Raw genomic sequence first — 23,161 nt, forward strand, 5'->3', positions numbered from 1 at the left:
TGCCAGTATGGCTCGTTACGTGGAGCGTTGTCGGGAGCGAGTGTGAGCAGCAAAGTTGAACAACTGCGTGCGCAGTTAAATGAACGTATTCTGGTGCTGGACGGCGGTATGGGCACCATGATCCAGAGCTATCGTCTACATGAAGAAGATTTCCGCGGGGAGCGCTTTGCCGACTGGCCCTGCGACCTGAAAGGCAACAATGACCTGCTGGTACTCAGCAAGCCGGAGGTGATCGCCGCTATCCACAACGCCTACTTTGAGGCTGGCGCGGATATCATCGAAACCAACACCTTTAACTCGACAACCATTGCGATGGCGGATTACCGGATGGAATCCCTGTCGGCGGAAATCAACTATGCGGCGGCCAAACTGGCGCGCGCCTGCGCCGATGAATGGACGGCGCGAACACCAGAAAAACCACGTTTTGTTGCGGGCGTGCTTGGTCCAACTAACCGCACGGCCTCCATTTCGCCGGACGTCAACGACCCGGCGTTTCGTAATATCACCTTCGATCAGCTGGTGGCGGCCTACCGTGAATCCACCAAAGCGCTGGTGGAAGGCGGGGCGGACCTGATCCTGATTGAAACCGTCTTTGACACCCTGAATGCGAAAGCGGCGGTGTTTGCGGTGAAAGAAGAGTTTGAAGCGCTGGGCGTTGATCTGCCGATCATGATTTCCGGCACCATCACCGACGCCTCTGGTCGTACCCTCTCCGGCCAGACGACCGAAGCCTTTTATAACTCGCTGCGCCACGCCGAGGCGCTCACTTTTGGCCTTAACTGCGCGCTGGGGCCTGATGAGCTGCGCCAGTACGTCCAGGAACTGTCGCGGATTGCCGAATGCTACGTCACCGCGCACCCGAACGCCGGCCTGCCGAACGCTTTCGGCGAGTACGACCTCGACGCCGACACCATGGCGAAACAGATTCGCGAATGGGCGGAAGCGGGCTTCCTGAATATCGTTGGCGGCTGCTGTGGCACTACGCCGGAGCATATCGCCGCCATGAGCCGCGCCGTTGCCGGTTTGCTGCCGCGCCAGCTGCCGGATATCCCGGTCGCCTGCCGCCTTTCCGGCCTGGAGCCGCTGAACATTGGTGACGATAGCCTGTTTGTGAACGTCGGCGAACGTACTAACGTCACCGGCTCGGCCAAATTTAAACGGCTGATCAAAGAAGAGAAATACAGCGAAGCGCTGGATGTCGCCCGTCAGCAGGTAGAAAGCGGCGCGCAGATTATTGATATCAATATGGATGAGGGGATGCTCGACGCCGAAGCGGCGATGGTGCGTTTCCTCAGCCTGATTGCCGGTGAGCCGGACATTGCCCGTGTACCAATCATGATCGACTCCTCCAAATGGGAGGTTATCGAAAAAGGGCTGAAGTGCATTCAGGGTAAAGGCATCGTCAACTCTATTTCGATGAAAGAGGGCGTGGAAGCCTTTATTCATCATGCGAAGTTGCTACGTCGCTATGGCGCCGCAGTGGTGGTGATGGCCTTTGATGAGCAGGGGCAGGCCGATACCCGCGCGCGTAAAATCGAAATTTGCCGCCGAGCCTACAAAATTCTCACCGAAGAGGTGGGTTTCCCGCCGGAAGACATCATCTTCGACCCGAATATCTTCGCCGTGGCGACCGGTATTGAAGAGCACAACAACTACGCGCAGGACTTTATCGGCGCTTGCGAAGACATCAAACGCGAGCTGCCGCACGCGCTGATCTCCGGCGGCGTGTCTAACGTGTCCTTCTCGTTCCGCGGCAACGACCCGGTACGTGAGGCTATCCACGCGGTATTCCTCTACTACGCCATCCGCAATGGCATGGACATGGGCATCGTCAACGCCGGACAGCTGGCGATTTATGACGACCTGCCTGCCGAACTGCGCGATGCAGTTGAAGATGTCATTCTTAACCGTCGCGATGACGGCACCGAGCGTTTGCTGGATTTGGCGGAGAAATACCGCGGCAGCAAAACCGACGAAGCTGCCAACGCCCAGCAGGCGGAATGGCGTAGCTGGGACGTGAAAAAGCGTCTCGAATACTCGCTGGTGAAAGGCATCACCGAATTTATCGAACAGGATACCGAAGAAGCCCGTCAGCAGGCCGCCCGCCCGATTGAGGTGATTGAAGGGCCGTTGATGGACGGCATGAACGTGGTCGGCGACCTGTTCGGCGAAGGGAAAATGTTCCTGCCGCAGGTGGTGAAATCCGCTCGCGTGATGAAACAAGCGGTGGCCTACCTGGAGCCGTTTATTGAAGCCAGCAAAGAAAAAGGCTCCAGCAACGGCAAGATGGTGATCGCCACCGTGAAGGGCGATGTGCACGATATTGGTAAAAATATCGTTGGCGTGGTGCTGCAATGTAACAACTACGAAATCGTCGATCTTGGCGTGATGGTGCCAGCGGAGAAAATCCTCAGAACGGCGCGTGAAGTGAATGCCGATCTGATCGGTCTTTCCGGGCTTATCACCCCGTCGCTGGACGAAATGGTCAACGTGGCGAAAGAGATGGAGCGTCAGGGCTTTACTATCCCGCTACTGATCGGCGGCGCAACCACTTCGAAAGCGCATACGGCGGTGAAAATCGAGCAGAACTACAGCGGTCCGACGGTCTACGTGCAGAATGCTTCGCGTACCGTGGGCGTGGTGGCGGCGCTACTCTCCGACAACCAGCGCGATGACTTTGTCGCCCGTACCCGCAAAGAGTACGAAACCGTGCGTATTCAGCACGCCCGCAAAAAACCGCGTACGCCGCCGGTCACGCTGGAAGCGGCGCGCGATAATGATCTGGCATTCGATTGGGAACGCTACACCCCGCCGGTAGCCCACCGTCTGGGCGTGCAGGGGGTGGAAGCCAGCATCGAAACTCTGCGCAACTACATCGACTGGACGCCGTTCTTTATGACCTGGTCGCTGGCCGGCAAATACCCGCGCATTCTGGAAGATGAGGTGGTGGGCGTTGAGGCGCAGCGTCTGTTTAAAGACGCCAATGATATGCTGGATAAACTCAGCGCCGAGAAGCTGTTGAATCCGCGTGGCGTGGTGGGCCTGTTCCCGGCTAACCGTGTGGGTGACGACATCGAAATCTATCGCGACGCAACCCGTACTCATGTTCTGACGGTCAGCCACCACCTGCGCCAGCAGACCGAGAAAGTCGGTTTTGCCAACTACTGTCTGGCGGATTTTGTCGCGCCGAAACTGAGCGGCAAAGCGGATTACATCGGTGCTTTCGCGGTGACCGGCGGTCTGGAGGAGGATGCGCTGGCGGACGCCTTCGAAGCGCAACACGACGACTATAACAAGATCATGGTGAAAGCGATTGCCGACCGTCTGGCGGAAGCGTTTGCCGAGTATCTGCATGAGCGTGTACGTAAGGTTTACTGGGGATATGCGCCGAACGAGAGCCTGAGTAACGACGAATTAATCCGCGAAAACTACCAGGGGATTCGCCCGGCGCCGGGTTATCCTGCCTGCCCGGAACATACCGAAAAAGGCACTATCTGGCAGCTACTGGATGTCGAAAAACACACCGGGATGAAGCTCACCGAATCTTTCGCCATGTGGCCTGGCGCGTCGGTCTCCGGCTGGTACTTCAGCCATCCTGAGAGCAAATACTTCGCGGTAGCGCAGATCCAACGCGATCAGGTGACAGATTATGCTTTCCGTAAAGGAATGAGCGTTGAGGACGTTGAGCGGTGGCTGGCGCCGAACCTGGGGTACGATGCGGACTGATTCATAAAATCGTCACTTTTCCTTACAACATACAAGGCACTCATTGGGTGCCTTGTCTCTTTCTTACAATTAAACCCTTATACTGAAGGAAGGCTCTACGCTGAATTTGCCGGATGGCGGCGTAAATGCCTTATCCAGCATACCGTATTACGTATGGTAAGCCCGGTGGCGTGCAACGCCAGCAGGCCTTAACGCTGTGCGCCATCAGGCAATTTATCGCAAGTGAGCTTCAGGAAAACGTATAACGATAAGGAGAACCTGACGCCGTGTTAACTTTGCTCCATCTACTTTCTGCCGTTGCGCTGTTGGTATGGGGAACACATATCGTTCGTACTGGCGTAATGCGCGTGTTTGGCGCGCGTCTACGCACTGTCCTCAGCCGCAGCGTGGAAAAGAAACCGCTCGCCTTTTGTGCGGGTATCGGTGTTACCGCGCTGGTACAAAGCAGTAACGCCACCACTTTATTGGTAACGTCGTTTGTCGCCCAGGATCTTGTCGCCCTGACGCCAGCTCTGGTGATTGTGCTGGGCGCTGATGTGGGTACTGCGCTAATGGCGCGTATTCTCACCTTTGACTTGTCGTGGCTATCGCCGCTGCTGATTTTTATTGGCGTGATTTTCTTTTTGGGACGTAAGCAGTCCCGCGCCGGGCAGCTGGGTCGCGTCGGTATCGGGCTTGGCCTGATTCTACTGGCGCTGGAGCTGATTGTGCAGGCAGTGACGCCGATCACTCAGGCTAATGGCGTGCAGGTCATTTTCGCGTCGCTGACGGGCGACATTATGCTGGATGCGCTGATTGGCGCGATGTTCGCTATTATCAGTTATTCCAGCCTGGCGGCGGTGTTGCTGACGGCGACCCTGACGGCGGCGGGGATTATATCGTTCCCGGTGGCGTTGTGCCTGGTCATCGGCGCCAATCTGGGATCGGGCTTGTTGGCGATGCTCAACAACAGCGCCGCCAATGCTGCCGCGCGTCGCGTAGCGCTCGGCAGCCTATTGTTCAAATTGATCGGCAGCCTGGTCATCCTGCCGTTTGTCCATCCGCTGGCGAATCTGATGGATGAGCTATCGCTACCGAAGTCAGAGCTGGTGATCTATTTCCACGTTTTCTATAACCTGGTGCGCTGCCTGGCGATGGTGCCATTTGCCGAGCTGATGGCGCGTTTTTGTAAACGAATTATTCGTGATGAGCCTGAACTGGATACCCATCTGAAGCCGAAACATCTGGATGTCAGCGCGCTGGATACGCCAACGCTGGCGCTGGCTAATGCTGCCCGTGAGGTGTTGCGCATTGGCGATGCGATGGAACAGATGATGGAAGGGCTAAAAAAGGTCATGCACGGCGAGCCGCGTGAAGAGAAAGCGCTGCGCAAGCTGGCGGATGACGTTAACGTGCTCTACACCGCGATTAAGCTTTATCTGGCGCGAATGCCGAAAGACGAGCTGGCGGCGGAGGAGTCCCGTCGGTGGGCGGAGATTATTGAGATGGCCCTGAACCTCGAACAGGCGTCGGATATTATCGAGCGAATGGGCAGCGAGATTGCCGACAAGTCGCTGGCGGCGCGTCGGGCATTTTCAGAAGAAGGATTGAAAGAGCTGGATGCGCTTTACGATCAACTGCTCAGTAATCTGCAACTGGCGATGTCGGTCTTTTTCTCCGGCGATGTCACCAGCGCCCGTCGGTTGCGCCGCAGTAAACATCGCTTCCGTATACTTAATCGCCGATACTCACATGCGCATGTCGACCGCCTGCACCAGCAGAACGTGCAAAGCATTGAAACCAGCTCGCTCCATTTAGGGCTGCTGGGCGATATGAAGCGTCTTAACTCACTGTTCTGTTCGGTCGCCTATAGCGTACTGGAACAGCCGGATCAGGACGAGGAACGGGGCGAGTATTAAGTGAAATGCCGGATGGCGGGGCCTACGGAGAACATGCGTGTAGGCCCGTCATTCGGCATTCAATGTGGCCAGGGATTAAAAGCGATGACCGCTTCCAGCGCCACGGCCTCTTCGCCCGCTTTAAACACCCAGGTGGTATTCGGGCCGCCGAGAACCGCCTGGCCGTTGCTCACCTGAATCCAGTTACCTTCCGGCAAACCAATCACTGTCAGTTCCGGCGCGACCACCGGCAGTTCGCGAATACGCTGCTCGCGGGTCTCGCCCTTATGACCTTCCGGCAAGGCGTTAGTGAAGTGAGGATTAATTTGCAGCGGGAACAGATCCAGCGCGTCGAAACCGTTTGGATCGACGATCGGCATATCGTTGGTCGTGCGGATAGTCGGGCAGGCAAGGTTGGCGCCCGCGCTCCAGCCGATATACAGCGCGCCGCGTTTTACCCTGTCCGCCATCGGCGCCAGCAGCCCGCGTTCACGCGATTCTTTCAGTAGCTGAAAGGTATTTCCGCCGCCGACAATAATGATTTCCGCTTTCTCAATCGCTGCAAGCGGATCGGCGACACGATGAATCCCTGTGACGTTTATCCCTAATGGCGCAAGTACCTCTGCGGTTTTATCCGTGTACTCGTCCCATGTTTGCGTGACGCCGGCAAACGGAATAAACACGGCTGAGCGTCGACCGTTCAATTGATTCGCTATCAGCGGCAGAGCGTGTTCCAGCCAGGCTTTACCCGGCAGCGTCGAGTTACTTAATAAAAGCAGTTCCATTACTTCTCCACCTCATCAGGAAATGTCAAAACGTAATAATGCTACCATTATCCATTTAATGTCTTACTGATATGGCTCATGATGTTGCGCGTGTTACAGGCAACGCGCGGTCGCTAAAAGTGACGCCAGGCCAGATCTGCTATCTGGTATCGCCTGAAAAATTACAGGTATAATCCGCAAAATTATTTAACACGTTTAGAGACGAAAATGGCAAAACTGACCTTACAAGAGCAACTGCTACAAGCGGGATTAGTGACCAGCAAAAAAATGGCCAAAGTCCAGCGCACGGCTAAAAAATCACGCGTTCAGGCTCGTGAGGCCAGAGAGGCGGTGGAAAAAAATAAAAAGGTGCAACTTGAGCGTGATAAACAACTCAGTGAACAGCAAAAACAAGCGGTTTTAGCGAAAGAGTTTAAAGCTCAGGTTAAGCAACTTATTGAAATGAATAGAATCAATGTATCTAAAGGCGATATTGGTTTTAACTTCACCGATAATAACGTCATCAAAAAAATAGACGTGGATAAGCTCACTCAGACGCAACTGATTAATGGGCGTCTCGCGATTGCGCGTCTGGTTATCAATAACAGCGGTGAATGTGAATATGCGATTATTCCCGCGAGCGTCGCCGATAAAATCGCACAACGAGATGCGGACAGTATTGTCGTAAACAGTGCGCTGAGTCAGGAAGAGCAGGACGAAGATGATCCGTATGCCGATTTTAAAGTTCCCGACGATTTGATGTGGTAAGTCACATTCCCGACGTTTATGTAGAAAAATTTCTCAGAGAGTAAATATGCTGACCGACACATCTATCCGGCTTAATAAATATATCAGTGAAAGCGGCATCTGTTCGCGTCGCGAGGCGGACCGTTTTATCGAACAGGGCAATGTCTTTATCAACGGCAAACGCGCCGCCATTGGCGATCAGGTAGTCGCCGGGGATGTTGTTAAAGTAAATGGTCGGTTGATTGAGCCGCGAGAAGCGGATGATTTAGTGCTGATTGCGCTGAATAAACCGGTTGGCATTGTCAGTACCACTGAAGACGGCGAACGCGACAATATTGTCGATTTTGTGAACCACAGCAAACGTATCTTCCCGATTGGTCGTCTGGATAAAGACTCGCAGGGGCTGATATTTCTGACTAACCACGGCGATCTGGTCAATAAGATTCTGCGTGCCGGTAACGATCACGAAAAAGAGTATCTGGTGACGGTGGATAAACCGATTACCGACGAGTTTATTCGTGGTATGGGCGCTGGCGTGCCGATTCTGGGTACTGTCACCAAAAAATGTAAGGTGAAAAAAGAGGCGCCGTTTGTCTTTCGCATTACCCTGGTGCAGGGATTAAACCGTCAGATCCGTCGTATGTGTGAATACTTTGGTTATGAAGTGACGAAACTGGAGCGTACGCGCATTATGAACGTCAGCCTGAGCGGGATTCCGCTGGGCGAGTGGCGCGATCTGACGGACGATGAGCTGATCGATCTGTTTAAATTGATTGAGCGTTCCTCTTCCGAAGCCAAACCAAAGGCCAAAGCGAAGCCGAAGACCACGGGTATTAAGCGACCGGTTATTGCGATCGAAAAAAGCAATGAGAAAGCGCGCCCGGCATCAAGCGGTAAGCGCTTTACCTCGCCGGGACGAAAGAAGAAAGGACGTTAACGTCTGCCGCGCGTCGGCGTATTCGCCGACCAGGAGAATGACGCTTCCGTATCGGGTTTATACGCCTGCTTTTTCTTCAACTGGCGGGCTTTTTTCGCTTCAGCCTCACGCAGCGCCATCAGCTTATCGATGTACTCCTTTTTTACGCTGTTGGTCTCAGAATTGGTCAGCGGACGACCGTGCGCAATACGGGCGCGGTCCAGCAACGTTTTCAGTTCGCGCTGTTCGCGCTCGGTCATCTCTTTTTGGGTAATGCGGGGGAGTGCCATACGGGTGCCCTCAGTTAGCCGATGCATTTAGTCTACGGCAATACGCTACGGGCGGATAGCGCTCAGTCAGCAATCCGCAGCTTTCCGGCGAAATCCTGTGGCGTATAACCCGTTGACGTAAATCCTTTATCCGTGATGATGTTATCGATTTCTTTTACGCTTGCGATGCACATCACACCGTCCTGACCAAATTTGGTATGGTCGGCGAGAATCACTGATTTTTTGCTCATCGCAATCATGGCTTTGGCAACGTAGGCTTCTTCAAAGCTCTTCACCAACACGCCATGCTGGGGAGAAATGCCGCCAGCGCCAATAAAACAGATATCCGCGTGAATTGCGTTAATCTGCTGACACACCGAGACGCCGAGGTTGGCGCGAAAATGGTAATCATATTCGCCGCCTAATACATACACGCGGGCCTGCAGGTTATGCTCTTTAATTTTATCGGCAATCAGGGCTGAATTGGTAATCACGGAAAAAGCGAGAGGCGGTAATTGCTCGGCCAGAATAAGGTTAGTTGTACAGGAGTCAATAAACAATGTATCCCGTTCACTGACCATTTCGGCGGCAAGTTTGCCAATCGCTATTTTCTCTTCGCGATGCGCCTCTATTCTTGCGCTAAACGCATCCTCCTGGACAACTTGCTTTTTGACTGCGCCCCCATGAATCTTAGTGATTTTGCCTTCTGATTCCAGTAAGGAGAGATCGCGACGAATGGTTTCCGAGGTGACGTTGAGCATTTCCGATAATTTAATAACGGTGACTTCACCGAATTTGTTTAATTCATCAAGAATATGTTTTCGTCTTTTAATTGGATTCATTATCTTTCGCCGCCGTCAACCTTTGGCGCATGGTAACTGGATGCGTAAGGCAACGCAACCACTCCAACGCATGGACGATACCCTCCTCATCATTCGTGGCAGTCACATAGCCGGCCTGCCGCTTTACTGCATCCGGCGCGTTGCCCATTGCGATGCTGATTCCGGCGGCGGCAAACATGCTGACATCATTCTGCTGATCGCCAATCGCGACCACCTTGTCAGAAGATATATTTAAATAATGAATTAATTGTTCTATTATGCACCCTTTATTTATATCGGATCTTTGAATATCAATATAATTCTCTCCCGTGACAACCGCATAATATCCACAAGGCAGGTGATTATTCACTTCTGTACACAGATTATCTATCTCCGGAGATGCGGCAACAAGTGTAATTTTATATATGTTGCGACGATTAAAGATATTTTCTGCAGTTTCAGTTATAAGCGGTAATCCAAATAAGCGAGCCTCATATGTTGTCCAGTGCGCAATCAGTCTATCGTCACGATGGTGAATTGCTTCGGCACTAAAAAAATGGTGGTGATAGCGGGAAAGAGAAATATGCTGGTCAATATTCCACAGGTCTGTGGCGGTCAGAGGGGCAGCATGAATAATGCGCTGTCCCGCCATCTCCAGAAGGTGTCCGCAGTTAAAACCGGCGCACCAGCTAAACAACCTATCAACCTGTTGTTGGCGTAGCAGGCGTACCATTGAGGAGACCGGTCTGGCGGAACATGCCGCCAGTAGACCACCGTCCTGGCGGAACGCAATCAGCGCCTGACGCGTGCGCGGGCTGATTGTTTTCTGCGAGGTGAGTAATGTTCCATCCAGATCGGTGATTAACAACATCTCTCGTTCCCTGATATCAATGAACAATAAACGGCGTAACGGCTTCTTTGGCGGCGTTGCACACCATGTTGTCGATAGCCGTACCGACCACCAGAATATTGACTCCGGTATCTTTAAACGCTTTCGCGTTGGCGAGGTTAATCCCGCCTTCCGCCAGCGTCGGAACATCCACCGCGCCGACCAACGCCCGCAGGCGATCTTTAATCATCTGCGGGATATCGCCTGCCGCTACGCCTTCATAGCTCATGCCGGTCATCAGACCAATCATATCCACGCCGATATCCTGCATCCGCTTCGCCACGCTGGCGACCTCTTCCGGCGTGCGTGCAGGAATACCGAAAGTATGCAGATCGTCAGGATGGCCAATATAGGCATCGACGGTCAGACCATATTGATGGGCGAGATTAACGATGTCCTGCAGATCGTCCCAGTCGGATTTATGCGTATGTAAACCGTCGGCTCCAGCGCGGGCAATCTCCAGAATTTCCGTTTCGCTGAGCGGCACCGGTAAGGTTTCGGTAAAACCGCCGGCGATACCAACGGTGATAAAAATATCGTCCGGGACCACATTACGCACACCGTGTACGGCCTCAGCCATCTGGCTGTTGGTGATTTCGTGACGAATCTGCTCCGCCGCGTGCATGTTGCTCACGCCTTTGTGTCCACGCGCCAGCGCCAACGCAGGGTGGTTCGGCTCCAGAAGCTTAACGCCAGCCTCACACACGGCTTTCGCCAGGCGCGCATCGTCGCCAGTTATTCCTGTGCTGAGGATAGTTTGCCCACCGTGAAGCGTGATGGCTTCTTTCACTTTCTGTAACGCTTTGGCGCGTTTTTTATTCATATCGCCTTTAAACATGGTGTACCTCTGGTGTTGGTGCATTAATTAACGGCTGTCGTTGTTGATTCGCTCTGTACGACAGGTTTGAAACGGTTAGCAATAATGGTGGTAAGGCAGGTCATAGCCATTGTGGCAATCATTACGATGGCCATCTGGAGCGCATTGCTGGATAAGAACGGTGAGGCGAAAGCCGGAACATAGGCCACGCCTTTGACGTTAAAAAAGCCCAGCATCATGCCGCCCATTCCGGCCCAAAAAATGGCGGAGCCAAAAACAATTTTGTTGGCGAACATGAAGGGATAGGCGGATTCAACAAAGGTGCCAAAACCCAGGTTAATGAGCAGGCCCGGCGTAGCAACGGCAGCTTCGCTTTTTTCACGCGGGGCGATCACATTGGCAAGGTTAATACCTGCGGCCACCATCACCAGACCGACCATATCGACCGCGCCGAGGAAGCTGACGCCGGATTTTTCCATCTCCAGCAGCACCAACGGCAGGATCACCGCGTGATAGACGCCGCCGAGAATGGCAGGCCAGATAACCAGACCAGCCAGCAGCCCGGCAAGAATTGGGCTGAATGCCAGCGTGCTTTCGATAGCCAGTTTGATGTAATTACCCGCAGATAGCGCCAGCGGACTCAGCAGATAGTGCATGACTAACCCAGCGGCAAGGCCCGATATCCCACCGGCGACGATGTTGACGGTAGTCATTGGGAAGCGCCAGTTCAGGCACAGCTCGAACAGCCAACGGACGAAAATCCCCGCCATTACACCGCCGATAATGCCGCCGATCAGTCCGCCCTCTACGGAAAGCACGCCAGCGACGACCCCGGCCACAATTGAAACTTCATCCAGTTCGGAAATCTGTTTTGCCGCCAGTACCGCGACTAACACTGGCAGACCTTTTAATAAGATTTCAAAGATATCGTTAAGTTTTTCCAGTCCTGGTATGTGGCTCAGGGCGAGTACAATCGCCATGGCGATAAAGCCTGGTAGAGCAGGGATCATGATGCTACGAATGTTAAAACGTTTGAGCAGGCTTTTTCCGGAACCGCTCTGCGAGGGCGAAGCGCTACCCAACTGTGGTTTGTACTTGATACCCCAATGTTTACACAGCGACGCCACGAAGGAGACGGCGCGGGTACGGCTGGTGGTGCCAGTTGTTCCGGAGGTCGCGACCACATTCGCCCCCTTTGCCGCCACCAGCGCCATGGAGGTTCCCCCGGTGCCGACAATCGGTGTTTTCATCTCAACGGCGGCGGCAAAAACGGCCTGGTTCGCCTTTACCGGATCAGCGCTCATTACCACGATCCCATCGATCTCACCGCGGCGGATCATCTCAGCGATTTGGCGATCGCTTTCTACTACCGAGGTGTTTACCTCCGAAAGTTTGCCCTGAAATATGCGCTGTGGTTTTTGTTGGTTTTCTGTGGTTAATGCATAAACCGATGCCGGGGTATCCGGTTTGGCGACGTCCATCGAGGCTTCTGCCGCGATAAACTGTACGGCGGCCACATTCACGCCCGCAGCCTCACACTGCTGATAAATTTCCTGGAGTAACTTCTCTGGCTCGGCGCCACCCAGGTTGTAGAGGTTGCCTCCACTGCTTCCAATAATCGCAATTTTTTTCATAGCGGCCTCAAATAGGGTAAGGGGGTTATCTGTGTTGTAGTGCAATCATAATTCCAACTAAAACAAAATAAAGCAACAATGAAAAGGTGGTTTTATACCAAATGATCTCAATTTTCAAATGTAAATCACTAAAATATAATGATTAATTTGTATTTTTGCTTTATGTTGTTTTGTGTGGTTTTATGACGAGGTTCAAAATGAGGAGTGCATAAATAGGGGAAAGCTGCCCATGTTGATGGGACGAGTAGGGTGTTGCGGATTCCTGAGCAGTATTCCGCCGGCAGCGCCTGGCGCGGGAACCGCCGGATGACGCGCCTGCGTCGCCATCCGGCAACGCATAGCCCGATGGCGCTTACGCTACCGTATTAGAAACATATAGAGGTTCTGGTGGCGCAAAGAAAAGCGCCGGCATTGAAGAGAAGGAAGCTTTAACGCAGTGATAACTTATATTGTTTCACTTTGCTTTGGATTGTGTTTTTTAAACTAAAATAAGGCACCCAAGGCAATGCTGTGTTCCAGGGGCGAGGGGAACCATGAAAACAGACTATGCTTACTCCGTCAGGTAATTTTCCATTACCTGTCCCATCGTATAGTTCAGGGTTAAAACCAATCATTTTTGGTGTTGCTATATTAGCTTTGTAACTAATAATTCTTCCGGGTAAGATGTTTTGCCATCTTTCAGCATCTTGACATATTCTGCCGATAAATCCTTGATCGCCATGATAGGGCGGGGTTCTTATGGCATTGATTTCCTTTTCAGGATTTTTCATAAATTCATCCCACACATTTTTTTTTGCGGGTGCAGGAATAAACATAATACCTGTTGCTGGCGCAACTGAAGCACCATGCTGAGAAAAGTCATTAAGTAATGTTATTTTTTTCATAGTTGTCAGAGGAGTAATATCTCCCACAACAACGCTATCTATATCAATATAGAGAATATCCTCATTACCAAGAACAGGATGCAGTGGATTGAAAAGTTCTAGTTTTGCCCACCATCCTGGCCAATCATACAAAAGAGGCGCTGTATTTACCCCTTTTATCTTTAGCGCATCTGTTAAACAAACAGAATCATAACCTTTGAGCTGCTTATGTAACCATTGAGCATGTTTTGTGGTGAAGTCTTTGCTTTGTCTGAGCACAGAAACAATAATCATTATATTCCCCGGTGAATATTAGGTGTTTTTAGCCATGTTCCACTATATTTAATGTGCTTTATATTGCAACAAAATTAGTGTTCATATGGTTATTGAAGTTTAATTACATTCAAGATGTGAATGTAATTAATTTGTTTATAATGTTATTAATATATGTAATGTAAGTTGATAAATGTTTTAATGATTGTTTTGTCTTTTATATTTCCATGGGGAGATATAAAATAAGAGTTGGGATGGGAGTGATCTTATTTCCCCTTTTTGTTTCTGGTGGTTTTTATGTTGCTGAATTGGATTAAACACTTCAGTGTTTAAAGCGCGAGGTCCGCAGTATTTTTATCCATCTTCTCAGGCAACCGGGAGGCAGGTATCCCGGAGTTGGACAGACTGCAGTGATGTTACGAGAACGATGCCCGATAGCGTTTACGCTACCGGGCCTTACTAAACGCTCTATCAGAATAGTGATGTAGACATCAGGTCAGAGAATGAACATAACAATCATTCACAAAAGAAATGTTTTATTTTTAGTCTATTAACCTGACGAGAAAAGTCTATAAAATATTGCAATCTTAAGATTTAGATTAATCCCATTTTTTGTGATTTATTACTGGGATTACTTCTGATGTTTTTTTTGTAATATATATGCTATTTGCTGGAATGCTCTTATTTACAAATGACATTGCTCCAATAGTAACATTATCACCGATAGTAATAGAGCCTATAATGCAGGTGTTGGCTCCTATATCTACATTATTGCCAATAATAATGAAATCATCTTCTTTTAAACCTTGCTTGTTCCCTACTGTTGTATTTTGCTTAAGCGATAAATTACAACCGATACGAGCCTTTTTCGTGATGACGATCCCCATGTGATGCGGAATATCCAAACCATAGCCGATTACTGCTCCCAGCTCTATATCAATTCCAAATTTGGAATTTAGTTTGCGATTAATCCATAATCCAGTTTTTTCTGTTTTTTTGAACTATAGATATACATCTCATTTGCCAGACGCCACCAAAATAAAAATTACGTCGGCGATTGTTATTGGCCTGCATAAGTAATCGACATAATGAAAATTCATTCCTGCGAATAATCTCATGCCGCCAGTATTCCCGTAATCCACTTCCTTTTTTAGATATGGAAAATAATAAGCAATGTAAGAGTTTGATTTTTTCTTCCTCCAATGAAGAAAGCTAGCTTGTTAAATAAATGTTATTATCGTAGGAGGTTCACGTATCAATTGGTAAAAATACTATAAGATGGTTTTTTATAATACTTCATTTGCTATGCAAACTGAACATTCTTTTAATTTATAATTAAATGCCGTTGATAGTAAATATTTATATATATTTTGAATGTATTGATGGGTAGTTATTGCACCGTTTTTTACGCTTCCCTTTTTGGTGCCGTCACGGGGAGCATGGTGCTGGATATGGAGATAAAATATGATTCAGAAATCAAAAGAAATGGTTCGGCTTCCGGAGATTATTAACGATCTGGCGTTTCATGCGTCGCAGGTACTTATTGAAAGCATGAATATTGATAGCGCGTCAGCCGAAAATGCCGGTCAGGCAATTGCTGACAGAATGATGCGCAACTGGGGCGGGCAAAGCATTTATTTCCCCAAAGGTATCTCTGGTCGAGCCTCGGAACGGGATTATCAGATTTACAGCGAGTGCGATGGGCGTAATTATGCGGAGCTGGCCAAAAAGTACAATTTGACACTGCAGTGGATCTATAAAATCGTTAAGCGGGTCCACACGGAAAAACAGCACCAGCGGCGTATGCTGTAAGCGATATCGGGTATGGCGTATAGCGACAAGCGCTATACGCCGGGAGCTGCGACAGGCCGGATAAGGCGCTTGCGTCGCCATCCGGCAGCGTATTGCCTGATAGCGCTCACCCGCTGTCGTGTCAGGGCGATTATTCAAATAAGTTCTGATGTAGCTTTTGCACCACTTTCTCGGCATCGTCTCCCGGCACGAGGAAGCACAGATTGTGGCTGGAGGCGCCGTAACAAATCATGCGAATGTTGAACGGTTCCAGGACGCCAAACACTTCTTTACCAACACCGCAGGCTTTTGACAGGTTGTTGCCAATCAGCGCGACCAGCGCCAGTCCTTCTTCGACTTCGACCCGACACAGCGCGGAAAGCTCCATCAATAAGGATTGGGTCAGTAACGTATCGCCCGTGGAGGTGGAGCCGGTAGTATCCAGCGTCAGCGCAACGCTCACCTCCGAAGTGGTAATCAGATCTACCGAAATATTATGCCGCGCCAGAATGCCGAACACCTCTGCCAGGAAACCTCGTGAGTGCAGCATATTCAGGCTGTGCAGCGTCAATAGCGTTTGATTGCGGCGCAGCGCCAGCGCGCGGAACAGCGGCGGGTTTTGGGTTTTATTGCACACCAGCGTACCGCCCGCTTGCGGATCTTTACTGGAGCCAACGAAGACTGGGATATCGCTGCGCACGGCCGGGAGTAAGGTGGCTGGATGCAGTACTTTTGCGCCGAAGGTTGCCATCTCCGCCGCTTCTTCAAAGTCGATTTCATCAATTCGCTGCGCGACGGGCACTACGCGCGGGTCGGTGGTGTAAATACCGGGCACATCTGTCCAGATATCAACTCGCGCGGCATGGAGCGCTTCAGCCAGCAACGCTGCCGTATAGTCGCTGCCGCCGCGGCCTAATGTCGTGGTGCGGCCTTTGCTTTCACTGCCGATAAAGCCCTGAGTAATGACCAACGTTTCGCTCAGGCGCGGGAGCAACTGCTGCGCGGCCAGTTCCGCAAGCGCTGCGACGTCCGGTTCCGCACGACCAAAGCGATCGCTGGTACGCATCACTTTGCGCACGTCGAACCAGTGGGCCTGTACGTCGCGTTCACGCAGGATCTCAACAAATAGCAGGGTAGACATCAGCTCGCCGTGGCTGACCAGTTCATCGGTCAGGGCTGCCGATGTCGCCAGCGATGCCGCCTCCGCCAGAATAGTGATGTTTTCCAGCAGGCGTTCAATCTCTTCGCGAATGACATTCGGATGACGCAGACGATCAAGGATATCGAACTGGATTTTACGGATGGCGTCGAGCGTAGCGAAACGTTCGCCGGGCTCCATCCCTTCGGCCAGCGCCACCAGCAGATTAGTGATGCCGGCAGACGCGGAAAGCACGACTAAACGAACATTGGCGTCGGAAAGTACGATATCCGCGCTACGGTTCATGGCGTCAAAATCAGCGACGCTGGTACCGCCAAATTTGGAAACAACGATCTCTGTCATATCAACCTCGTGTCAGGAAATGAAAAACGCGACCATGGCACAAGGGCAGAACAGAAACCGGTGCAGGCGCAAATGCAAGTAACGTATTTATAAATAAAAGTTGTGGCCTGGACTGTCAACGTTGGGATTATGCGGATTTTTTATGCTGAGTTTAGGCTCAGTAACAGCGCTTATAACCCCGATACCCGTTTGTAGTATGTTGGCTTATCTATGCGCCCGGCGACTCACCCACTTGCCGCCTTTCTGCACCTCGAATTATTTAGGGTATATACTTTTTATCCTCATTCGACAGTGCCTGGGGCAACGGCACTAAAACAATCACACTTTTCTGTGACTGGCGTTACAATCGATCCCAGTCACAATTCTCAAATCAGAAGAGTATTGCTAATGAAAAACATCAATCCAACGCAGACTTCTGCCTGGCAGGCGCTCCAGAAACACTACGATGAAATGAAAGACGTTACGATCGCTGAGCTTTTCGCGAACGATAGCGACCGTTTCGCTAAATTTTCCGCGACGTTTGACGATCTGATGCTGGTGGATTTCTCCAAAAACCGCATCACCGAAGAGACGCTGGCAAAATTACAGGATCTGGCGAAAGAGACCGATCTGGCCGGCGCGATTAAATCCATGTTCTCCGGCGAGAAGATCAACCGCACCGAAGACCGCGCCGTGCTGCACGTGGCGCTGCGTAACCGTAGCAATACGCCGATCATTGTGGACGGCAAAGATGTGATGCCGGAAGTGAACGCCGTGCTTGAGAAAATGAAAACTTTCTCGCAAGCGATTATCTCCGGTCAGTGGAAAGGCTACACCGGTAAGGCCATCACCGACGTGGTGAACATCGGTATCGGCGGTTCCGACCTCGGCCCGTTCATGGTGACCGAAGCGCTGCGTCCGTATAAAAATCATCTGACTATGCACTTCGTCTCTAACGTTGATGGCACCCACATCGCTGAAGTGCTGAAAAAAGTGAACCCGGAAACCACGCTGTTCCTGGTCGCTTCTAAAACTTTCACCACCCAGGAAACCATGACCAACGCCCACAGCGCGCGCGACTGGTTCCTGAAAACTGCAGGCGATGAAAAACACGTGGCGAAACACTTTGCTGCGCTCTCCACCAACGCCAAAGCGGTCGGCGAATTTGGTATCGACACGGCCAATATGTTCGAGTTCTGGGACTGGGTCGGCGGTCGTTACTCGCTGTGGTCTGCCATCGGGCTGTCCATTATTCTGTCCGTCGGTTTCGACAACTTTGTCGAGCTGCTTTCCGGCGCGCACGCGATGGACAAGCATTTCTCCACCACTCCGGCGGAGAAAAACCTACCCATTCTGCTGGCGTTGATTGGCATCTGGTACAACAATTTCTTCGGCGCGGAAACCGAAGCCATTCTGCCGTACGACCAGTATATGCACCGTTTCGCCGCCTACTTCCAGCAGGGTAACATGGAATCCAACGGTAAATACGTTGACCGTAACGGCAACGCCGTGGATTACCAGACAGGCCCAATTATCTGGGGCGAACCAGGCACCAACGGTCAGCACGCGTTTTATCAATTGATTCACCAGGGTACTAAAATGGTGCCGTGTGACTTTATCGCCCCGGCTATCACCCATAACCCGCTATCCGATCATCATCAGAAGCTGCTGTCTAACTTCTTCGCGCAGACCGAAGCGCTGGCGTTTGGTAAATCCCGCGAGGTGGTTGAGCAGGAATATCGCGATCAGGGTAAAGATCCGGCGCAGCTTGAACACGTTGTGCCATTCAAAGTGTTTGAAGGCAACCGCCCGACCAACTCTATCCTGCTGCGTGAAATTACGCCGTTCAGCCTGGGCGCACTGATTGCGTTGTATGAGCATAAAATCTTTACACAGGGCGTCATCCTGAACATCTTTACTTTCGACCAGTGGGGCGTTGAGTTGGGTAAACAGTTGGCTAACCGTATTCTGCCGGAGTTGGGCGATGATAAAGCTATTTCGTCCCATGATAGCTCTACTAACGGTCTGATTAACCGTTATAAAGCCTGGCGAGCCTGATGGCACTGCGCTTATCCGGTCTACGTAATGCATAGCGTCTGTAGGCCGGATAAGGCGTTTCGCCGCCATCCGGCAAAAAGAGAATAAGATAATAAAAAGGCCGATATTCACATCGGCTTTTTTTATAAGATAATTCCGCTTGTCCGTCTTTATCCCCACAATTTTATATTGAGCTTAATCCTAAAATAAGCAATAACCAGAAAATCACTCTGCGTTATTTTCAGATTATACGGATGCTGATGTCTTTTAGTTTAATTTTAACTTATTGATTTTATTTGTTTGTTAATTAAATAATGTAGGCGTTACTTCTTTAAAGTTTAATTATCCTAAAACCTCGCTGTTATTTCTCCCGGACATAATCCGCCTGCTTTGGTTGTGTATACTCGGTAGCGCCCGAAATTCTTTTGGGTAAATCTCCATTCATTCAATGAAGGGAAATTATGATGAAAAAAGTACTGTATGGCATTTTTGCCATAACCGCGCTTGCGGCGACATCTGTCTCGGCAGCCCCCGTTCAGGTGGGTGAAGCGGCAGGGTCGGCAGCGACGTCGGTATCGGCGGGAAGCTCCTCCGCTACCAGCGTTAGCACCGTAAGTTCGGCGGTGGGCGTCGCGTTAGCGGCAACCGGCGGCGGCGATGGCTCCAATACCGGGACCACGACCACCACGACCACCAGTACCCAGTAGTATCGGTACGTTTAACCATAACCACACTCCGGTGTGGTTATTTTGCCCCTCTGGAGAAGCGTCGTGAAGCGACTCGCACTTATCCTGATTTGCCTGCTATTACAGGCGTGTTCGGCCACCACTAAAGGCCTGGGCGATTCACTGTGGGACAGTTTGTTCGGTACGCCAGGCGTACAGCTAACGGATGACGATATTCAAAACATGCCGTATGCCAGCCAGTACATGCAGCTTAACGGCGGTCCTCAACTGTTTGTGGTGCTCGCTTTCTCGGAAAACGGGCAGCAGAAATGGGTGACGCAGGATGGCGCGACGATCGTGACGCAGCATGGCCGTCTGGTCAAAACGCTGCTCAGCGGCGACAACCTGATCGATGTGAATAATCTGGCGGCCGACCCGCTGGCGAAACCAGGACAGATTATCGATGGCGCGACCTGGACTCGCACCCTGGGCTGGACCGAACATCGCCAGGTGCGTTACGCCACCGCCCGCTCCGTTTTTACATGGCGAGGGACCGATAGCGTGAACGTCGGCAGTGAAGAGACCGCCGTGCGGGTGTTAGATGAAGAAGTGACGACCGATCAAACGCGCTGGCGTAATCGCTACTGGGTTGATAGCGAAGGCCAAATTCGCCAGACGGAACAGTATCTGGGCGCGAATTACTTTCCGGTGAAAACCACGCTGATTAAGGCGGCAAAATCATGATGAAAAGGACGATAAGCGCGCTGGCGCTGGCCTTTGTCGCGTCATCCGCCTTTGCCAGCGGCACTGTTACCGTTTTTACCCAGGGTAATAGCGAGCCTAAAACGCTGACAGACGCTGAGCGTCTGCTCGATTTAGTCGGACAGCCGCGCCTGGCAACGAGCTGGTGGCCTGCGGCGGTGATAGGCGAAGAACAGGCGACCGTGACGGCGCGTCAGCAGCAGCAGGAACTTCTCGGGCGACTGGCGGCGCTCGGCGCTGAGGAAGACGGCGATGCGGCGGCGGCGATAAACACACTGCGCCGACAGATTCAGGCGGTGAAGGTGACGGGCAGACAATTCGTGAATCTTGATCCTGACGTGGTGCGGGTGAGCGAACGTGGTAACCCGCCGCTGCAAGGTCACTACACGCTCTGGGTCGGGCCGCAACCCACGCAGGTGACGCTCTTTGGCTTGATTAGCCAGCCGGGCAGCCAGCCGTTCGTCCCTGGGCGGGACGTCGCCAGTTATCTTGAGGATCAGCGCTTACTCAGCGGCGCGGATCGTAGCTATGCCTGGGTGGTTTACCCTGATGGACGCAGTCAAAAAGCGCCGGTGGCTTACTGGAATAAACGTCATATCGAGCCGATGCCCGGCAGCATTATTTTTGTCGGTTTTGCCGATTCCCTTTGGCGCGGCACGCCGGAGGCGATGAATGCCGACATTCTTCATACCCTGACGCAGCGGATACCGGAATAATGAAAAAAACACATCTGCTCAGCGTGCTGGCGCTGGGTATTAGCGCGGCCTGCCATGCCGAAACATATCCAGCCCCTGTTGGGCCTTCACAATCTGACTTTGGCGGCGTGGGCCTGCTGCAAACGCCGACAGCGCGTATGGCGCGTGAAGGGGAGATGAGCCTGAACTATCGCGATAACGATCAGTACCGCTACTACTCGGCTTCGGTTCAGCTTTTCCCGTGGTTGGAAACCACGTTGCGCTATACCGATGTCCGTACGAAAAAGTACAGCAGCGTGGAATCATTCTCCGGTGACCAGACTTACAAAGATAAAGCGTTTGATGTGAAACTGCGATTGTGGGAAGAGAGTTACTGGATGCCGCAGGTGGCGGTTGGCGCGCGCGATATCGGCGGGACGGGGCTGTTTGATGCGGAATATATTGTAGCGAGTAAGGCCTGGGGGCCATTTGATTTTTCATTAGGTCTCGGCTGGGGCTATCTTGGCACCAGCGGCAATGTGTTTAATCCTTTCTGTTCGTATAGTGATAAATTCTGTTCGCGTGATAACAGCTATAAAGAGGCAGGTTCCGTCGACGGTAGCGATATGTTTCACGGCCCGGCCTCACTGTTTGGCGGCGTAGAATATCAGACCCCGTGGCAACCGCTACGCCTGAAGCTGGAGTATGAAGGCAATAACTATCAGCAGGATTTTGCGGGTAAACTGGAGCAGAAGAGCAAGTTTAACGTCGGCGCCATTTACCGCGTCACCGATTGGGCCGACGTTAACCTCAGCTACGAGCGCGGCAACACCTTTATGTTTGGCGTTACGCTGCGCACCAATTTCAACGATTTACGTCCCGCGTATCATGACAATTCACGCCCGCAATACCGACCACAGCCGCAGGATGCCATCCTGCAACATTCGGTAGTGGCTAATCAATTAACGTTATTGAAATATAATGCCGGTCTGGCGGACCCGAAAATCCAGGTCAAAGGCGATACGCTATACGTTACCGGTGAACAGGTGAAGTACCGCGACTCCCGTGAAGGGATCGTGCGCGCTAACCGGATCGTCATGAACGATCTGCCGGAGGGGATCCGCACGATCCGCGTGACGGAAAACCGCCTTAATCTGCCGCAGGTCACCACTGAAACCGATGTCGCCAGCCTGAAACGCCATCTGGAAGGCGAACCGCTGGGACATGAAACTCCGCTGGCGCAAAAACGCGTGGAGCCGATCGTGCCAGAGAGTACTGAACAGGGTTGGTATATCGACAAGTCGCGCGTTGATTTTCATCTTGATCCCGTGCTGAATCAGTCGGTAGGCGGCCCGGAAAACTTCTATATGTATCAGTTGGGCGTAATGGGAACTGCGGATCTGTGGGTCACGGATCATCTGCTCACCACGGGCAGCGTGTTTGCCAATATCGCCAACAACTACGACAAATTTAACTACACCAATCCGCCGAAGGACTCGCATCTGCCGCGGGTGCGTACGCATGTCCGTGAGTATGTGCAGAATGATGTTTATGTGAATAACCTACAGGCCAACTACTTCCAGTATTTTGGCAATGGTTTCTATGGGCAGGTCTATGGCGGTTATCTGGAGACCATGTTTGGCGGTGCCGGGGCGGAAGTCCTGTATCGCCCGGTAGACAGCAATTGGGCGTTTGGCCTGGATGCCAACTACGTGAAACAGCGTGACTGGCGTAGCGCGCAGGATATGATGAAGTTTACCGATTACAGCGTGAAGACCGGACATTTGACCGCATACTGGACGCCGTCGTTCGCCCAGGATGTGCTGGTGAAAGCCAGCGTTGGTCAGTATCTGGCGGGCGATAAAGGCGGTACGCTGGAGATCGCCAAACGCTTCGATAGCGGCGTCGTTGTCGGCGGTTACGCGACGATTACCGATGCGTCGCCGGATGAATATGGGGAAGGGGATTTTACCAAAGGCGTATATGTTTCCGTGCCGCTGGATCTCTTCTCGTCCGGCCCAACCCGAAGTCGTGCGGCAATTGGCTGGACGCCGCTGACGCGTGACGGTGGTCAACAGCTTGGCCGTAAGTTTGGCCTGTATGATATGACCAGTGACAGGAGCGTAAATTTCCGTTAATACTCAGGCCGGATAAGG

At 51.8% G+C, this 23,161-nt stretch carries 20 protein-coding genes and 1 pseudogene; 11 read left to right on the top strand and 10 right to left on the bottom strand.

From position 1 onward, the window contains the following. Window positions 1-42 precede the first annotated feature (42 nt). Window positions 43-3,726: a methionine synthase gene (gene metH / locus N7E69_RS10005; RefSeq protein WP_000095957.1), complete on the top strand. Its 3,684-nt coding sequence runs from the start codon at window positions 43-45 to the stop codon at window positions 3,724-3,726. A gap of 266 nt (window positions 3,727-3,992) precedes the next feature. Next, entirely contained in the window at window positions 3,993-5,624 is a 1,632-nt protein-coding gene (locus N7E69_RS10010; RefSeq protein WP_000956811.1) for a Na/Pi cotransporter family protein, read from the top strand. A 59-nt stretch (window positions 5,625-5,683) separates the two neighbouring features. Here the strand turns inward: N7E69_RS10010 and pepE are convergent, their stop codons facing one another. Further along, window positions 5,684-6,388 (bottom strand): dipeptidase PepE, encoded by a 705-nt coding sequence (pepE, locus tag N7E69_RS10015; RefSeq protein WP_000421779.1) that lies wholly within the window; start codon window positions 6,386-6,388, stop codon window positions 5,684-5,686. A gap of 71 nt (window positions 6,389-6,459) precedes the next feature. On the opposite strand from pepE, the gene N7E69_RS10020 reads away from it, so the two are divergent. Genes N7E69_RS10020 through rluF form a run of 3 tightly spaced genes read left to right on the top strand, consistent with a single transcriptional unit; the run spans window position 6,460 to window position 8,051 of the window. Beyond that, window positions 6,460-6,561 carry a hypothetical protein gene (locus tag N7E69_RS10020; RefSeq protein ID WP_001576533.1) on the top strand — a complete coding sequence of 34 codons (102 nt, stop codon included), beginning with the start codon at window positions 6,460-6,462 and terminating at the stop codon, window positions 6,559-6,561. Window positions 6,562-6,595: 34 nt separating this feature from the next. Beyond that, window positions 6,596-7,135: a DUF2058 domain-containing protein gene (locus N7E69_RS10025; RefSeq protein ID WP_001096731.1), complete on the top strand. Its 540-nt coding sequence runs from the start codon at window positions 6,596-6,598 to the stop codon at window positions 7,133-7,135. Between the two features lie 46 nt (window positions 7,136-7,181). Beyond that, window positions 7,182-8,051 carry a 23S rRNA pseudouridine(2604) synthase RluF gene (gene rluF / locus N7E69_RS10030; RefSeq protein WP_000954605.1) on the top strand — a complete coding sequence of 290 codons (870 nt, stop codon included), beginning with the start codon at window positions 7,182-7,184 and terminating at the stop codon, window positions 8,049-8,051. On the opposite strand, the gene N7E69_RS10035 is transcribed toward rluF, so the two are convergent. The 8 genes and pseudogenes from N7E69_RS10035 to N7E69_RS10070 form a co-directional block, all read right to left on the bottom strand. Further along, window positions 8,048-8,320, bottom strand: coding sequence for a DUF3811 domain-containing protein (locus N7E69_RS10035; RefSeq protein WP_001207628.1), 273 nt, complete (start codon window positions 8,318-8,320; stop codon window positions 8,048-8,050). The genes rluF and N7E69_RS10035 overlap by 4 nt on opposite strands. 62 nt (window positions 8,321-8,382) lie before the next feature. Next, window positions 8,383-9,141 (bottom strand): DeoR/GlpR family DNA-binding transcription regulator, encoded by a 759-nt coding sequence (locus N7E69_RS10040; protein WP_001068171.1) that lies wholly within the window; start codon window positions 9,139-9,141, stop codon window positions 8,383-8,385. Beyond that, complete coding sequence (locus N7E69_RS10045; protein WP_000924640.1) at window positions 9,128-9,991, bottom strand: Cof-type HAD-IIB family hydrolase; 864 nt, start codon at window positions 9,989-9,991, stop codon at window positions 9,128-9,130. Before N7E69_RS10045 ends, N7E69_RS10040 begins: the two co-directional genes overlap by 14 nt. A gap of 16 nt (window positions 9,992-10,007) precedes the next feature. After that, a complete protein-coding gene (locus N7E69_RS10050) occupies window positions 10,008-10,847 on the bottom strand; it encodes a hypothetical protein (RefSeq protein WP_000472332.1) in 840 nt (279 codons plus the stop codon). Window positions 10,848-10,870: 23 nt separating this feature from the next. Further along, on the bottom strand, window positions 10,871-12,460 hold the full coding sequence (locus tag N7E69_RS10055; protein WP_000716850.1) for a PTS sugar transporter: 1,590 nt from the start codon (window positions 12,458-12,460) through the stop codon (window positions 10,871-10,873). A gap of 428 nt (window positions 12,461-12,888) precedes the next feature. Continuing rightward, window positions 12,889-13,617 carry a hypothetical protein gene (locus N7E69_RS10060; RefSeq protein ID WP_000587744.1) on the bottom strand — a complete coding sequence of 243 codons (729 nt, stop codon included), beginning with the start codon at window positions 13,615-13,617 and terminating at the stop codon, window positions 12,889-12,891. A 578-nt stretch (window positions 13,618-14,195) separates the two neighbouring features. Continuing rightward, window positions 14,196-14,483, bottom strand: coding sequence for a DapH/DapD/GlmU-related protein (locus N7E69_RS10065; protein ID WP_001675416.1), 288 nt, complete (start codon window positions 14,481-14,483; stop codon window positions 14,196-14,198). 30 nt (window positions 14,484-14,513) lie between these two features. After that, window positions 14,514-14,738, bottom strand: a pseudogene (locus N7E69_RS10070) (hypothetical protein); the annotation flags it as partial. 322 nt (window positions 14,739-15,060) lie between these two features. On the opposite strand from N7E69_RS10070, the gene N7E69_RS10075 reads away from it, so the two are divergent. Then, a complete protein-coding gene (locus N7E69_RS10075; RefSeq protein ID WP_000615248.1) occupies window positions 15,061-15,408 on the top strand; it encodes a Mor transcription activator family protein in 348 nt (115 codons plus the stop codon). Window positions 15,409-15,538: 130 nt separating this feature from the next. Here the strand turns inward: N7E69_RS10075 and lysC are convergent, their stop codons facing one another. Continuing rightward, window positions 15,539-16,888 carry a lysine-sensitive aspartokinase 3 gene (gene lysC / locus N7E69_RS10080; protein ID WP_000136394.1) on the bottom strand — a complete coding sequence of 450 codons (1,350 nt, stop codon included), beginning with the start codon at window positions 16,886-16,888 and terminating at the stop codon, window positions 15,539-15,541. 387 nt (window positions 16,889-17,275) lie between these two features. On the opposite strand from lysC, the gene pgi reads away from it, so the two are divergent. From pgi to N7E69_RS10105, 5 genes are all read left to right on the top strand, one after another. After that, window positions 17,276-18,925: a glucose-6-phosphate isomerase gene (gene pgi / locus N7E69_RS10085; RefSeq protein ID WP_000790037.1), complete on the top strand. Its 1,650-nt coding sequence runs from the start codon at window positions 17,276-17,278 to the stop codon at window positions 18,923-18,925. A 443-nt stretch (window positions 18,926-19,368) separates the two neighbouring features. Further along, window positions 19,369-19,611: an exopolysaccharide production protein YjbE gene (yjbE, locus tag N7E69_RS10090; RefSeq protein WP_001541297.1), complete on the top strand. Its 243-nt coding sequence runs from the start codon at window positions 19,369-19,371 to the stop codon at window positions 19,609-19,611. 63 nt (window positions 19,612-19,674) lie between these two features. Beyond that, a complete protein-coding gene (locus N7E69_RS10095) occupies window positions 19,675-20,313 on the top strand; it encodes a YjbF family lipoprotein (protein ID WP_000824806.1) in 639 nt (212 codons plus the stop codon). Beyond that, the gene (locus N7E69_RS10100) at window positions 20,310-21,047 is read left to right on the top strand and encodes a capsule biosynthesis GfcC family protein (protein WP_000977969.1); all 738 of its coding nucleotides are present in this window, start codon (window positions 20,310-20,312) and stop codon (window positions 21,045-21,047) included. Before N7E69_RS10095 ends, N7E69_RS10100 begins: the two co-directional genes overlap by 4 nt. After that, window positions 21,047-23,143, top strand: a complete 2,097-nt coding sequence (locus N7E69_RS10105; protein WP_000750793.1) for a YjbH domain-containing protein — start codon at window positions 21,047-21,049, stop codon at window positions 23,141-23,143. Before N7E69_RS10100 ends, N7E69_RS10105 begins: the two co-directional genes overlap by 1 nt. Window positions 23,144-23,161 lie beyond the last annotated feature (18 nt).

The sequence above is a fragment of the Salmonella sp. 3C genome, from assembly GCF_025426275.1.
GTDB lineage: Bacteria > Pseudomonadota > Gammaproteobacteria > Enterobacterales > Enterobacteriaceae > Salmonella > Salmonella enterica.